General features: G+C 54.2%; 14 protein-coding genes. 8 read left to right on the forward strand and 6 right to left on the reverse strand.

The window, feature by feature from the left end; translation table 11 throughout:
* Positions 1–31 precede the first annotated feature (31 nt).
* Together ACYSMN_RS23285 and moaD are read right to left on the reverse strand one after the other, a co-directional pair.
* Positions 32–448, reverse strand: coding sequence for a molybdenum cofactor biosynthesis protein MoaE (locus ACYSMN_RS23285; RefSeq protein WP_488926326.1), 417 nt, complete (start codon positions 446–448; stop codon positions 32–34).
* An 85-nt stretch (positions 449–533) separates the two neighbouring features.
* Positions 534–776 carry a molybdopterin converting factor subunit 1 gene (gene moaD, locus ACYSMN_RS23290; RefSeq protein WP_488926327.1) on the reverse strand — a complete coding sequence of 81 codons (243 nt, stop codon included), beginning with the start codon at positions 774–776 and terminating at the stop codon, positions 534–536.
* A 112-nt stretch (positions 777–888) separates the two neighbouring features.
* Here moaD and moaA point away from each other — a divergent pair, with 112 nt between their 5' ends.
* Positions 889–1,905 (forward strand): GTP 3',8-cyclase MoaA, encoded by a 1,017-nt coding sequence (moaA, locus tag ACYSMN_RS23295; RefSeq protein WP_488926328.1) that lies wholly within the window; start codon positions 889–891, stop codon positions 1,903–1,905.
* Positions 1,906–1,975: 70 nt separating this feature from the next.
* Here moaA and ACYSMN_RS23300 read toward each other — a convergent pair whose 3' ends face one another.
* The gene (locus ACYSMN_RS23300; protein WP_488926329.1) at positions 1,976–2,674 is read right to left on the reverse strand and encodes a TetR/AcrR family transcriptional regulator; all 699 of its coding nucleotides are present in this window, start codon (positions 2,672–2,674) and stop codon (positions 1,976–1,978) included.
* A gap of 475 nt (positions 2,675–3,149) precedes the next feature.
* Here ACYSMN_RS23300 and ACYSMN_RS23305 point away from each other — a divergent pair, with 475 nt between their 5' ends.
* The 3 genes from ACYSMN_RS23305 to ACYSMN_RS23315 all read left to right on the forward strand — a co-directional run bounded on the left by ACYSMN_RS23305 (position 3,150) and on the right by ACYSMN_RS23315 (position 5,071).
* The gene (locus tag ACYSMN_RS23305; protein WP_488926339.1) at positions 3,150–3,998 is read left to right on the forward strand and encodes a carboxypeptidase-like regulatory domain-containing protein; all 849 of its coding nucleotides are present in this window, start codon (positions 3,150–3,152) and stop codon (positions 3,996–3,998) included.
* A 234-nt stretch (positions 3,999–4,232) separates the two neighbouring features.
* Positions 4,233–4,661: a hypothetical protein gene (locus tag ACYSMN_RS23310; RefSeq protein WP_488926330.1), complete on the forward strand. Its 429-nt coding sequence runs from the start codon at positions 4,233–4,235 to the stop codon at positions 4,659–4,661.
* A 50-nt stretch (positions 4,662–4,711) separates the two neighbouring features.
* Positions 4,712–5,071, forward strand: a complete 360-nt coding sequence (locus ACYSMN_RS23315) for a hypothetical protein (RefSeq protein WP_488926331.1) — start codon at positions 4,712–4,714, stop codon at positions 5,069–5,071.
* 226 nt (positions 5,072–5,297) lie between these two features.
* Here the strand turns inward: ACYSMN_RS23315 and ACYSMN_RS23320 are convergent, their stop codons facing one another.
* Positions 5,298–6,449, reverse strand: coding sequence for a sterol desaturase family protein (locus tag ACYSMN_RS23320; protein ID WP_488926332.1), 1,152 nt, complete (start codon positions 6,447–6,449; stop codon positions 5,298–5,300).
* 242 nt (positions 6,450–6,691) lie between these two features.
* Here ACYSMN_RS23320 and ACYSMN_RS23325 point away from each other — a divergent pair, with 242 nt between their 5' ends.
* Positions 6,692–7,489 (forward strand): alpha/beta hydrolase, encoded by a 798-nt coding sequence (locus ACYSMN_RS23325; RefSeq protein ID WP_488926333.1) that lies wholly within the window; start codon positions 6,692–6,694, stop codon positions 7,487–7,489.
* 2 nt (positions 7,490–7,491) lie between these two features.
* Here the strand turns inward: ACYSMN_RS23325 and ACYSMN_RS23330 are convergent, their stop codons facing one another.
* Positions 7,492–7,878, reverse strand: a complete 387-nt coding sequence (locus tag ACYSMN_RS23330) for a nuclear transport factor 2 family protein (RefSeq protein WP_488926334.1) — start codon at positions 7,876–7,878, stop codon at positions 7,492–7,494.
* An 86-nt stretch (positions 7,879–7,964) separates the two neighbouring features.
* Positions 7,965–9,086, reverse strand: a complete 1,122-nt coding sequence (moeB, locus tag ACYSMN_RS23335; RefSeq protein ID WP_488926335.1) for a molybdopterin-synthase adenylyltransferase MoeB — start codon at positions 9,084–9,086, stop codon at positions 7,965–7,967.
* A gap of 184 nt (positions 9,087–9,270) precedes the next feature.
* On the opposite strand from moeB, the gene fdhD reads away from it, so the two are divergent.
* The 3 genes from fdhD to ACYSMN_RS23350 are packed head-to-tail and all read left to right on the forward strand — an operon-like array spanning position 9,271 to position 13,131.
* A complete protein-coding gene (fdhD, locus tag ACYSMN_RS23340; RefSeq protein WP_488926336.1) occupies positions 9,271–10,185 on the forward strand; it encodes a formate dehydrogenase accessory sulfurtransferase FdhD in 915 nt (304 codons plus the stop codon).
* A 26-nt stretch (positions 10,186–10,211) separates the two neighbouring features.
* Entirely contained in the window at positions 10,212–10,544 is a 333-nt protein-coding gene (locus ACYSMN_RS23345; RefSeq protein WP_488926337.1) for a DUF7009 family protein, read from the forward strand.
* A gap of 40 nt (positions 10,545–10,584) precedes the next feature.
* Positions 10,585–13,131 (forward strand): FdhF/YdeP family oxidoreductase, encoded by a 2,547-nt coding sequence (locus ACYSMN_RS23350; protein WP_488926338.1) that lies wholly within the window; start codon positions 10,585–10,587, stop codon positions 13,129–13,131.
* Positions 13,132–13,484 lie beyond the last annotated feature (353 nt).

Below are 13,484 nucleotides of genomic sequence, written 5' to 3' on the forward strand. Positions count from 1 at the left end.
ATCAAGCATTTGCGGGGCTAGTGGGTGAAGCCTACGGGTGCGCCGCCACCCACACGTCCCCATCCTCGTAAAACTCTTTTTTCCAAATAGTCACCACCTGCTTCAGCGTGTCGATGATGTACTGGCAGGCGGCGAAGCTCTCCGCGCGGTGCGGTGTGGAGACTGCCACTACTACGGCTACGTCGCCGATATACAGAGTGCCTTTGCGGTGGATGACGGCTACTTTTTGCAGCATGGGCCACTTTTCGCGGGCCTGCTCCGCCACTTTGCGCAACTGGTGCAGCGCCATACTGTCGTAGGCTTCGTACTCAAGGCGGACGACGCGGCGGCCAGTGCTTTGGTTGCGGACTGTACCAATAAACGTATTAACGGCCCCGGCTCCATCGGCCTGCACCGCTTCAAGAGCGGCCGCAACATCAATAGGCTGGTCGGTGAGTTCAATGACCATCGTCGAATCAATCAGAGTGAAGCAGGAGCAACGAAGAGGATAACGCCAAGCTGACTCCTTCGTTCGGCCGCTTATCAAGCAAATGTTACCCCCCCGAAACCGGCGGAATTAGCGCTATTTCGTCTTGCTCACGCAAGGTTTGCGAATCTTCGGCGTACTCGTTGTTTACGGCCACGGCGAGGCTGCTGAGTTGGCGCAGAGCCGGATACTGGATGCGCAGCTGTTCCAGCAAATCTTGCACGGGCTGGCCTTCGGGGGCCGTCAGGACCAGTTCAGGTTGGCCCACTATTTCTTTGGCGATGCCAAACAGAGCGACTTTCAGGTTCATTGGTTATCGAAATAATTCATCAACATTACGTATAGCAAACCCAAACAACAATGCTGGTGTTACGTTTTGCCTGGCATCATTTGGCTTGGGTCTCTGTTTTCTTCTCCTTACTATGGCTACTGCCGCTCCGTCTGTTCTGTTCGACAACCACGGCCGCCCGTTGGAATACCTACGGCTAGCCGTGACGGACCGCTGCAACCTACGTTGCTTCTACTGCATGCCCGAGGAAGGTATTCAGTACATGCCCAAGCAGCAACTGCTCACCTACGAAGAAATGGAGCGCCTGGTAGCTTTACTTGTAAGCCTGGGCGTCCGCAAGGTGCGCCTTACCGGCGGCGAGCCATTCGTGCGTCGCGACCTAGTGCCCTTCATGACTCGCCTCGCCGCCATCCCTGGCCTTACTGACCTCAGTCTCACCACCAACGGTGTGCTTACTGCTCCGCACGTGCCGGAGTTGGTCCGCATGGGCGTGCGGGCCGTCAATCTTAGCCTCGATACGCTGGATCGGGCCCGGTTCACGCGCATCACCCGCCGCGACGAGCTGCCGCGCGTGCTGGACACATTCTACGCGCTGCTGGCCGCCAGAATTCAGGTGAAAATTAATGCCGTGGTGATGGATGGGCAGAACACGGAAGACATTCTGCCCCTGGCTGAACTAACTCGGGAATTGCCTGTGGAAGTGCGCTTCATTGAGGAGATGCCTTTCAACGGCGGCAGCCACGTGGCCACGCCTGCTACGTTGCCCTGGAACTATACCCGTATCCGGCAGCACTTGGAACAGCATCTGGGCAGCCTAATACCGGTAGCTACGTCCGCCGGCGCTACGGCTTCCGAATACACTGTTGCGGGCCACCAAGGCCGACTAGGCATTATTGCGGCATATTCGCGCACCTTTTGCGGCAGCTGCAACCGAATTCGTCTCACGGCTGAAGGCGGCCTCAAAACCTGCCTCTACGATCAAGGCGTACTCGACGTCCGCGCCCTCTTACGCGGTGGCGCTTCCGACGCGGAAGTGGCAGAAGCATTAAAAAACGCTTTTCGCCACCGAGCTGCCAACGGCTTTGAAGCGGAACAGCGTCGTCCTGTGCATCAACTTAATTTCGAGTCGATGTCGACGATTGGGGGCTAAAAACTGCGCCAGAAGGTTGCCAGACGCAAAGCAGACACCTACACCTCCTTCTGCAAGGAAGTGATTTCGGCTACTTCACAGCGTCCGTTACAGGATTGCTAATGGAGCTAAAAACAGTGTGCTCTAGGAACTCACGTATTTTCTTAGGAGAGTTGTCTGATCCGCTGGCTTCCGTGAGTGATGGTAAGTGTTCAGCAAAAAACATCTGCTTGCGAGCCGTTTCCAGTATAGTGCTCACCAACGTGAGCGGGTAAGGATAAGTAGGATTCAACTCCTGTATTACCAAAGCAATACGCCGCGCGAGCTTTTTGTATTCCTGAAAAAAGCCGGCTTTGTTGTCCTCGTCTACTTCGTGGGTCAAATAAGACTTGGAGCCTTCTCGAATTACAATGCGAGCTAGCGCTGCGTCGTCGAGTTCTGTTAAGGCAGGCGTACTCCTGTCCTCGCCTGCGAGTACTTTTAAAATTAGGTGGATTTTCTCTTTCGGATCATTGGCATGGGAAACCACAAACTCGATTTGAAAACGCATCCAGGCCCAATACCAGGAAACCAAATAATTGAGCAGATGATGCTTGTTGAGAAAGTAACGGTATAGAGTAGCCTCTGAGGACCCCATGCGCGTAGCGAGCTTCTTGAAGGTGAAGTGCTCAAAACCAATTTCGTCGATGAGGCGGGCTCCCTCCAGGAGTAATCGCCTGCCAATCTCTGAATCAGTAGGGTTCTTCGCATATAAGTGCTCGTTAAGTTCTATGCGTAAGGAAGCGTTCATGGACGGTGTGTAGGGTTAAAGAGGAGCGGCAGAAACAGTATCGCAATGTAAAGCAATACTAGTGCTGGAGAAAGCGATTGATAAGTTCTCTACACACTGCTACTTGTACAGCTTAAAGCGAAACAGTAAAAAGTTATAAACACATACGAAGCTTATTACATCCTGGGATTGACTTTTCGTTAGGGGGATTATTGATGCAAGCAGTGAAAAGTGCAAGCAATATTGCTTCAACTAAGTTTTGTTTAAGCATAAAGCAGAAGGAGTTAAACCGCGCAAGTAGTGAAGTCATAAGCTCACAATATTCTAATTATGAGAGGTTTTTTGAGGAATTTTCTCAATTGTAGATTAAATATATTAAAATAAGCGGGAGGCTATGGATCATTCTACCTACAAGTCCAGCTCGACGTCAACAGACTTCAAGACTTAGTCTATTATTCTGCTTGACCAATGCGGAGTACGGGGCGCCTACTTTTTGATGATCTTAGGACGATACAAAAAAATAAACATAAAAATGTTTGGTTTCGACATCGATAGTATTACTTTAGTATCCGAAATCGCCGCCTTCTCAAGAAAATGTATTACCACCTTAAACCTCTCTACTTTGAAACTCACTGCTACTCCATTTCATCCTCAGACAGGCGAATTACTCCCTGCTTATCGCGATGCCTACCTTCGCGGTGACCTGTCTGACCAGCGCGCTATCGAAGTAGACGCGTATTTGCGCCATCGTCCGGCTGTAGGAGATGCTACTCTGGAACGATACCACCAGCTACGCCAAGCTGGGGATCATGTACAGCCGAATGGGTGGGTTCAGCGCCAGTTTGAACTGATCCAGGGGCAAGCGAAGCGAATTCGGCAGAAAGCGGCAACTGTTGCGATTGGAGGAGTGCTAGTGAGTGGGGTAGTACTGGCAGCCACTAGCCTGCCGCACAAGGGGACGCCAAATTTCTCCGTTAACCTGCCTACTACGGCGGAGGGAACAGCCAGCGATGCCGCCGACTTGGCTGCTAGTAATCTCACTTACGCCACGTATACCGTTAGTGGGCGTATTCTTGACGAGGAGGGTAAACCGCTAGTAGGCGCTACGGTTTTGGACAAGGCTACTGGGCAAGGCGTTAGTACTAATTCAGAAGGAATTTATCAGATGCGCATGCCGCAAGGGCGGGCAGCACGGCTGCAATACGCTTATGCGGGCTACCAGGAAGAGGAATTGAATCTGAATAAGGCCGGGGAAGTATCCCTCACGTTGGTGCCGGTTGATAAGCAGCAAGTTGCTTCTTCCAAACTACAGCGGTGGTGGCAGCGAATGATTGCGCGCCGGTAGTGTAAGCGTCAGTCGGTATCAGTTTATCAACTCATCGAATCCGCGAAAAACAGGATAACACCAGAGGCACTGCTGCAGGCAACGACAGCCTAAATGCTGCTGGCAACCAATTAGCACAGGTGCCCCTTTAATGGCCCGATTTCACCCCTGTCTTTCGCACTTCTAACACGGATGCGCCGCCTGTCGGCATCGTCACCCTACTTGGTCACGACGCCCGACGGATCAATTTCACTCATGCGGATACCTTTTTTTAATCGGGTGCCCACTCGTAAGCTCACTGTTCGGACTAATGGACCCGAGGCCGTCAAGCTTACCAGCGCCCTGATGGCCGTGTTGGCCCAACTTCCAGACTTGCAGTTGCTCTATTTGGCCGACAATAGAACTGCTCAAGTACTTGGTTTTTACACCACGGCCGCATCTCTCAACCCCGACTTACTAGCGCAGGAACACGCCCGCCTCTACCAGCGGCCACCACAAGCAGTAGGACCAATTGCTGGGTCGGCTTCGCTGCTGCGCGAAGCTACCTACTTGTTTGAGCAACAACTGCACTTCACCTGTATGTGTCAGCAAGCCAACTGGCACTGGGGCATTGTTGCGCGACTGCCCGATGTGTCTTTGGCTCTCGTGCGGTCCGTGCTGCGTGACCAAAGTATTGCGTTGTAGGTCGGGGTTGATTTTTTGATTCTCTCTCATTTCTCTCTCCTCATTTCATCATGTCTCCCAAACAAGCTGTCCAAGATATTCTGGCTGCATTGCCCACGCTGCTAGTAGTAGCCGTCATCGACACTGAAACAGGCATGCCGCTGGCCTCGCACGCCAACGTCGCCGACTTTGACGTTGAAACGGCGGCGGCCTACAACACGGAAGTGGTGAAGTCTAAGCTGAAAGCTATTCAGGCCCTGAAGCTGAATCAAACCTTGCAGGACGTTCTGCTTACCCTCACCGATCAGTTGCACCTACTGCGCCTCTCAAGCGACGCGTCCATGTTTATTTACCTGGCCGTGAACAGCCGCGACACCAACCTAGCCCAAGCCCGGCAGGTCATCAAAGCATCTTCGGCGGTACTCAACTAACCTGTTCGATTTAAACTGCCTGTGGTAGCTCCAGTTAGCGTTTCTCGAAAGTAGCGTGGAAATCCGTTCCGCGCACTTGCGGAGCAAGTATTTGGAGCTGGGACACTTACCTTAGTGCATAGGAAACCTCGGCTGCCAAAGAGACTCAACACAAAAAGAGCGAGGCCCGAACCACTTTGGTTTGGGCCTCGCTCTTTTATGGGTGGCCAGGATCAACAAATAAGCTTTACCGGCTGCTTTGGTCGTTCATGTGCAAGTTGTCATCGAAAGGGCTTTTCGTGAAGGGATAGACTAATTGCTTGAAGTAGCCTTTGGGGTAGGAACCTTCGCGTACGCCGGTGCTTTCGGGCCACACGTTGCCGGGCAGGTAGTAAGTGCCGAACAGTTTGTCAATAAAAGGAAAGTGAATGGCGAAATTCTTGCCATAGTGGGCTGGATCTTCGCAATGGTGCCAGTGGTGAAATTGCGGCGTCACGAGCAGGTACTTCAGGTACCCAAAGTTGATACTCGTATTGGCGTGGATGAGCACCGCGTGAATGGAAACAAAAAGGATGTAAACGTTGAACGTAATTTCGGAAAAGCCGCACACATAGAGCGGAATAAACGAAATGGAGCGCGTCACGAAGATGTCCACGAAGTGCGTTCGTGACCCGGCCAGCCAGTCCATAGCCTGCGTGGAATGGTGCACCGAATGGAAGCGCCACAGGTACACGTGGCTATGGAACAGCCGATGCGCAGCGTACTGAAACAAGTCGGTGACCAGCAGCGCCAGCAGAAACTCTATCACGAAGGGGAGATTTTGCACCCAGTGCTGGAAAGGCGCCAAGCCCATCCAGCCGAAAAGCAGTTTGGCTGGCGCCTGCGTAATAACGCCAAAGAACTGTACGAACAAGTGGCTGATGGCGAAATACATCAAATCGGTGCGCCACTCGGCGTGAAACCGAGGCTGCTGCCGGTTCTTCGGAAACACCATCTCGATGGGCACGAAGATGACGGCTAGAATGAGCAGGTCCAGTACCAGCCAGTCGAGCCCGATGTGCCATACCGTTTTTTGCACCGAGCGAGCCTGCACTTCGAAGCCACCCGCCGCAATGGCCAACACCGAAAAGATGATGCCCAGCACGGCCAGCTTCTTCCGTTTACTCAACAGGAAGCTAAGCGTAGCAAAGAAAAACGCCGCGATAATGCCCCCTATAAGTAGCGTCTTCATCATCTCGCCAGTGTACACCTCGCGAAACTCCGGAGTAGTGAAATACTCCGGGAAGTGAAAGCACAGCACCGCGAAAAGGGCCAGGATGCCCAAGAAAATAGAGATGTAACCACTAATGAAGCCCTCACCAAAATGCAGGCGCCGGGCAGTGGATTCGGATTCAGTCATCAGGCAAGAATAAGTAGTAGTTGGACAGTCGACGAGAGTTTGTATTTGGGGATAAATATATCGTAATCTGCTTGCACTGCAGCTAGCTTAGGACGTGAATTTTAACGTCTAATTAAAAGGCGTTGACTACGTATGCAAGCACCGCGTTTGACTACTCATGGCATCACAGTTGAAGCTAGGGGTTGCTCTTCTGCGTAGTAAGTTCGGCGGCCACTGAAGTATTTGCCACCTTGTTATAGGCTATGAAGGTTCTACTGGTTGTTTTTGGCTTTGCCTTCGTGCTGTACGTGGCCGTTTGCGTGCTGCTGTATTTTCAGCAGGAACGCCTGTTGTTCTTCCCCACTAAGCTGGCGCCCAACTATCGATTTTCTTTTCCCGGCCGGTTTGAGGAGCGTTGGATACCGGCTGCTGACGGCACCCAGCTTCACGGGCTCCTTTTTCGCGCCGATTCCAGCAAGGGCCTCATCTTCTACCTGCATGGCAATGCCGGCGCCGTGGACAATTGGGGTGATGTAGCCCCCGTGTACACCAACCTCGGCTACGACGTATTCTTGCTCGACTATCGTGGCTACGGTAAGAGTGGTGGGCAGATCAACAGCCAAAGCCAACTGCTGGCAGACGCCGAAACGGCTTACCAACAATTGCTCAGGCAGTATCCCGAAAACCGCGTGGTGGTGCTCGGCTACTCATTAGGTACCGGTGTGGCGGCGTGGCTAGCCGCCCAACATCAGCCGAAGCTGCTGGTGTTGCAGGCGCCTTACTTGAGTATGCGAGCTGTGGCCCGCCAGCACTATCCGTGGGTGCCTAGCTTGGTGGTCCGCTACCCGTTGCGCACCGACGAGGCCCTGCCACGCGTCACGGCTCCCATCGTTATCTTTCACGGCGACCAAGATGAAGTTATCGACTATCAAGCAACGCTCAAGCTGAAAGAACTACTCAAGCCGCAAGATGAGTTCATTACCCTGCCCGGCACTGGGCACAACGGCTTGACGGCAAACCTTATTTACCAGCAGCACATTCAAAGCGTGTTAAGCCGGTAGTTCTAAAACATTGGGTTGCCGTTCTTCGACTCGGCGGGTACCACTTGCAGTACGTCCCAATGCTCCACTATTTTGCCGTTGTCATCGAAGCGAAAGATGTCGATGCCCGCATAGTCATGGTCGTTGGGCCAATGTTGAAAGCAGTGGAGTATTACGTGGCTGCCCTCAGCAAACGCGCGTTTCACTTCCACGCGCTTGCCGGGATAATCACGCTGCATCCGCTCGAAGTAATCAATAAAGCCCTGCTTGCCATCGGCCACGTGCGGATTGTGCTGGATGTAGTCGGCCCCAGCGTAGCGACGGATGGCTTCGGCGGGCTGGCAATCATTGAACATCAACTCGTAGAAGGCAATGGCAGTTTGCTTGTTCTGGTCTTGCGCAGTCGTCATGAGCGTGAGGCAAGCTTCTGATGAGTAAATGATAAAACAAGTGACCTGTCGCGAGAAGTAGCCAGGATTTCAGCTTAAAGTGCCTCTCACTTGCTGATATCCTCCTCCATGCCGGTCAGTTTCTCTTCTTGTTCCCAGGCCTGTATACCACCTTCTAGATTAAGCAGATTGGTGAAGCCATATTGAGTTTGCAGCTGCTCGACTGCCTGCGCACTGCGGCGGCCACTCTGGCAGTACACCACTACCGGATGATGCCGCGGAATGGCCGCCGCACCTTTGGTGAGGGTGCCAAGCGGCAGGAGCGTGGCTCCTGGCAAATGTCTTTGGGCAAACTCTTCTGGCTCGCGTACATCAAGCAGAAAAGGCGGATACGCCGATTCCAACTGCAATTGCAACTCCGCCGCCGAAATATTATTGACACCCACACTGCACAAATCAGAATAGTCGTCAGGGTTAGCGGTATCGAGGTTGATGGCGGCTTGCTCAGGACGCCGCGCAAACTTCAGCGTCCGGGTCTGGAAGGTCAGCACGTCCAGCATCCATAGGCGCCCACTAAGCACTTCGCCCAGGCCGAGCACCACTTTGAGCGTTTCTGCCGCCTGCGCCGTCCCTACAATACCGGGCAGCACGCCCAACACACCCGTGTCATTACAGTTTGGGGCTTCCGCCGCGGATGGAGGCTGCGGAAACAGGCAGCGGTACGTGGGGCCACCTTGGTAGTTGAACACCGACACCTGCCCTTCAAACTTATAGATGGCGCCTGATATCAACGGCCGGTTCAGGCTCACGCACGCATCATTAAGCAGGTAACGCGTCGGGAAATTGTCGGAGCCATCCACTACCACGTCGTACTGCGCTGCTAACTCGCGCACGTTGCCCAGCGTAGCCCGGCAATTATGCACTTCCGTGTATACCAACGGATTGATACGGCGGACGGCTTTTGCGGCCATTTCCGCCTTGGGTTGGCCCAAATCGGCGGGGCCATACAGAATCTGCCGTTGCAGGTTGCTCAAGTCTACTTTGTCGGCATCCACAATGCCGAGCGTGCCGACGCCAGCCGCCGCCAGGTATTGGAGCACCGGACAACCCAGCCCGCCCGCGCCGACCACCAGCACCCGAGCGTTTTTCAGCCGCAGTTGGCCCGCTTCGCCTATTTCGGGCAGTTGCAAGTGGCGTTGGTAGCGTTGGCGTTCTTCAGTGGTAAGCATGAGAAAGGAAAATGGAAACGGAGCCTCAAAAGATAAAAAGGGTACGCTTACTTCCGCCCACTGACCCCGCGTGGCCCAGACTCGTACACCACTACGTAAAACCTGTTTCTCCATCACAAGGTTAAACAGGAGTCGTGAAGTTGGCTGTCATTCCAGCGTTTTCTGCTGCATTTTTTTCCTCCTCTTGAAAGCTTTCCTGCCCCCCACTAGCTACGAATACGTGACCGTGCAGCAAGTGCGGGCCGAAGATGCCACCGAAGCATCCGACGTACTGGCCGCCGAAGAACCGTTGGAAATTCGCGTCGGTTACGGCCCCGCTGGCCAGCGGCAGCACCGCACGCTATCCGTCACTATGCGCACTCCCGGCCACGACTTCGAGCTAACCGCCGGTTTCCTGTTCACCGAAGGCCTTATCCGCCAGCGCGAAGACTTACAAGGCGTTATCTATTGCCCCGACGTGGAGAAAGAAGAGGAGCGCGAAAACGTAGTCCGGGCCGAGCTAGCGCCCACCGCCACGCCCGACTTACCGCGGCTGGAGCGCCACTTCTACACCAGCAGTAGCTGTGGAGTTTGCGGCAAAACCAGCATCGAAGCTGTGCATGCCACTGGTTGCCCCGTGCTACCAGCCAATGGGCCGTACATAGAAGCTCCTGTCGTGCATGAACTGCCCGAACGGCAGCGGGCGGCGCAGGCATTGTTCGAGCAAACCGGCGGCTTACACGCGGCGGCTTTATTTTCCGTAGACGGGGAGCTGTTGCTGCTGCGCGAAGACGTGGGCCGGCATAATGCTTTAGACAAGGTAATAGGTGCCGCGCTGCTAGCTGGGCAATTACCCTTGCATCAGGCAGTGCTGCTAGTGAGTGGCCGAGCGAGTTTTGAGTTGGTGCAGAAGGCCGCTGTGGCGGGTATTCCGGTAATGGCGGCAGTAGGTGCCCCCAGCTCTCTGGCCGTACAAGCGGCGCAGGGTTTCGGCATGACGCTCTGCGGCTTCGTACGTCAGCAACGCTTCAATATTTACAGCCACAGCTGGCGTATTCGCTTTCCCGACGCTCCAAGCGCCATGCCAAGCAGTATCAGCAGCACCTCCGAATCAACATAAGCCTCACCCGCGTAATTCTGTGACCCATGAAGCTCCGCCTCGAAGACAATACCCTCCGGCTGCGCCTGTCCCCGGAGGAAGTAGCCGAGTTCCGCCAGTTAGGTCACCTCGAAACCATAGTGCCGCTAGGTGTAAATTCTTCGGATAGGCTTGTGTATGCTTTAGAACGCGCAACTACTATCAGCGGCTCCGAACCACAGCTCAAGCATAGCCCCGGCTACATCACCATTTTGCTCCCAGCCGCGCTAGCCGATGAGTGGACCGGCTCCGAAACCGTCAGTCTCAGAGGAAGTTTGCCCGTGCTCGACAACAAAGAGCTGCGTATATTGGTAGAGAAAGACCTGGGCTGTAAGCACTAAGCTTGTTTCCGGCCGTCTCCACTACCAATTCCCCCACGCCATGGAAGACTCCCCCGCCACCGACCCTAACAAAGCTGGCAAGCCAAACGAGCAAAAAGCCGCCAAAAAGCCTGTTAGCGGGGAGCGTCCCGATCAAGGCGAAGCCCCCGCTCCCGACCATTACGACCCCAAAGGCCAAGCGAAAGTGGAATCGGCGCCGCTGCCGGTGCAGGATGTGGCCGGAGCCAAATACAAGCACGCTGTGCTGGCCCAGCCGCCCGAAGGTCTTACGGGTCTTAAGCTGGAAGGTCGCGCCAAAGTAGCGGCGGGCATTACGGCTGTCATCAAATCCATGGAGTTCAGTTGGAGTGAAGGTGGCCTTAATCGAGGCACCAGAGGCCTGCTGAAAATGAATCAGAAAGACGGCTTCGACTGCTCTAGCTGCGCCTGGCCCGACCCCGACGACCATCGTTCTGTAGCGGAGTTCTGCGAAAACGGCGCTAAAGCCACCGCCTCCGATGCCGACGACCGTGCCGCCGGCCCCGAACTGTTCGCGCAGCACAGCCTGGCCGATTTCTCGCGCATGACCGACCGGGACCTCAACAACACTGGCCGCCTCACGCACCCGTTGGTGAAACGCTCCGGCGATACCCACTACATGCCCATCGAGTGGCCCGAAGCTTTCCAACTCATTGCCGATGAGCTGAACGCCTTGAACTCACCCGATGAAGCTACGTTCTATACCTCGGGCAAAGTGCCGAATGAGCCCGCCTTTTTGTATCAGCTTTTCGTGCGCGAATTCGGCACCAACAACCTGCCCGACTGCTCCAACATGTGCCACGAAAGCAGCGGCGCGGCTCTTTCTACCACATTGGGCCTGGGCAAAGGCTCAGTCACGCTCAATGATATCCACCAGGCCGAAGTCATCATGGTTATCGGCCAAAATCCCGGCACCAACCACCCACGCATGCTCACGGCCCTGCAAAAGGCCAAGCGTAACGGAGCCAAAATCATCAGCGTCAACCCTCTCATTGAAGCTGGCCTGAACCATTTCAGAAATCCACAGGATTTCATGAATCCACTAAAGGCCCTAGGCGCCTTACTCGGCGATGGCACGCAAATAACCGATATCTACCTGCAAGTGCGGGTCGACGGCGATATGGCCCTGCTACGCGGCTTGATCAAGCACCTGCTGGACGCCGAAGAGCTAAATCCCGGTCAAGTCATCGACCACGACTTCATTGCCAAGTACACCGCTGGCTACGAGGGAATGGTGGAAAATATCCGCAACACTTCCTGGGAAGACATTGAACAGCTAAGCGGCATCTCGCGCGAGCAATTGCTGGAAGCAGCCAACTTACTCGCCAGCAAAAAGAAGATTATTATCTGCTGGGCCATGGGTCTCACCCAGCAGCGCCAAGGTGTACAGACTATTCAGGAGCTAGTAAATCTGCTTCTATTAAAAGGAGCCGTTGGCAAACCTGGCGCCGGCACCTGCCCAGTGCGGGGCCATTCCAACGTGCAAGGCGACCGGACGATGGGTATCTGGGAACAGCCATCCGCTGTTTTTCTTGACTCGCTGGAAAAGGAATTCCAGTTCTCGCCGCCTCGTGAGCATGGCTTCGACACCGTCGAGAGTATCAAAGCCATGTACGAAGGCAAAGTCAAGGTGTACTTCGGGCTCGGTGGCAACCTACTCGCCGCCGGCCCCGATACTGAATTAATAGCCGAGGCCATGCGTCGGCAGCGTCTCACCGTGTACGTTGGTACCAAGCTCAACCGCGGGCACCTCGTCACGGGCAATACCAGTTTACTGCTGCCGTGCTTCACTCACGCTGATGTAGATATGCAGAAGTCCGGGCATCAAATGACTTCTTGTGAGAACTCTATGGGCGTAGTCAGCCAGAATAAAGGAGTGCTGGTACCGTTGCCCGGCCAGATGCTAAGTGAAGTTGCTATTATCAGTGGAGTTGCCATTGCCACCCTCGGCGACCGGACCAAAACGGACTGGGTAGCCATGACCGAGAACTACGACCGAATCCGCGACCATATCTCCCGCGTGATTCCCGGGTTCGAGAATTTCAACGAGAAGCTACGCCGCCCTGGGGGCTTTTATCTGCCCAATGGCCCGCGTGAACGGAAGTTCACCACCAAGAACGGCAAAGCCAACTTCACCACCACTGAGCTAGAGAAGCCCACGGTGGAGTCTGGCCAGCTTATTCTAATGACCGTGCGCAGCCACGACCAATTCAACACCACCATCTACGATTACAACGACCGCTACCGCGGCATCCACGGCGAGCGGCGCGTCCTCTTCATGAACGCCGAAGACATCGCCGATCGTGGTCTACAAGCCAAAGATCTTATTGACATCACTAGTCATTATAAAGGTGAAAAGCGGACCGTCGAGAAGTTCATTGTGATACCCTATGATATTCCGAAAGGCAATGTCTCCGCCTATTTCCCCGAGGCTAATCCGCTCATCCCCATTGCCAGCGTCGCGAAGGTCAGCAACACACCAACTTCCAAATACGTCGTGGTGACTGTAGTAGCCTCAAAAGCGTCTAAGCAGATAGCATTTATGAAGCAAGTAGCCATTGAGGCATAGAATAGCTTCTTATAAGGCATCATTCAAATCTCTCGGCCTATTTTAGTAGTTGACCTTGATAACAGCCTCCACAGTAATCAGAAAGCGAACTGCTCTTCGGTTACTGTGGAGGCTGCATCATACTACAGAGCATAGGTCTCTTGTGTAAAACGGCTCTCGTGGCGCTCCTTATAGAATCAGTAAAAAAGTTGAAGGTACCCGCGAACTAAAAACGGTCTTTAAATAGTTGTGCACCAGCGTACGGCAACCAGCAGCAGCCAGCAAGGGTAGGCGTTCCCACGAAAAAGAGTAGGAGAAAGCTTGCAGAAGAAGAAATGGTCTGCTACTTTTGCACTCCCAATCCGAAACGCGGA

The organism is Hymenobacter sp. M1-2 (assembly GCF_057808495.1).

Bases quoted from the DNA above. Each gene is read 5' to 3' on its own strand.
- ACYSMN_RS23285 (WP_488926326.1), bottom strand. From the start codon at position 448: ATGGTCATTGAACTCACCGACCAGCCTATTGATGTTGCGGCCGCTCTT.
- moaD (WP_488926327.1), bottom strand. From the start codon at position 776: ATGAACCTGAAAGTCGCTCTGTTTGGCATCGCCAAAGAAATAGTGGGC.
- moaA (WP_488926328.1), top strand. From the start codon at position 889: ATGGCTACTGCCGCTCCGTCTGTTCTGTTCGACAACCACGGCCGCCCG.
- ACYSMN_RS23300 (WP_488926329.1), bottom strand. From the start codon at position 2,674: ATGAACGCTTCCTTACGCATAGAACTTAACGAGCACTTATATGCGAAG.
- ACYSMN_RS23305 (WP_488926339.1), top strand. From the start codon at position 3,150: ATGATCTTAGGACGATACAAAAAAATAAACATAAAAATGTTTGGTTTC.
- ACYSMN_RS23310 (WP_488926330.1), top strand. From the start codon at position 4,233: ATGCGGATACCTTTTTTTAATCGGGTGCCCACTCGTAAGCTCACTGTT.
- ACYSMN_RS23315 (WP_488926331.1), top strand. From the start codon at position 4,712: ATGTCTCCCAAACAAGCTGTCCAAGATATTCTGGCTGCATTGCCCACG.
- ACYSMN_RS23320 (WP_488926332.1), bottom strand. From the start codon at position 6,449: ATGACTGAATCCGAATCCACTGCCCGGCGCCTGCATTTTGGTGAGGGC.
- ACYSMN_RS23325 (WP_488926333.1), top strand. From the start codon at position 6,692: ATGAAGGTTCTACTGGTTGTTTTTGGCTTTGCCTTCGTGCTGTACGTG.
- ACYSMN_RS23330 (WP_488926334.1), bottom strand. From the start codon at position 7,878: ATGACGACTGCGCAAGACCAGAACAAGCAAACTGCCATTGCCTTCTAC.
- moeB (WP_488926335.1), bottom strand. From the start codon at position 9,086: ATGCTTACCACTGAAGAACGCCAACGCTACCAACGCCACTTGCAACTG.
- ACYSMN_RS23345 (WP_488926337.1), top strand. From the start codon at position 10,212: ATGAAGCTCCGCCTCGAAGACAATACCCTCCGGCTGCGCCTGTCCCCG.
- ACYSMN_RS23350 (WP_488926338.1), top strand. From the start codon at position 10,585: ATGGAAGACTCCCCCGCCACCGACCCTAACAAAGCTGGCAAGCCAAAC.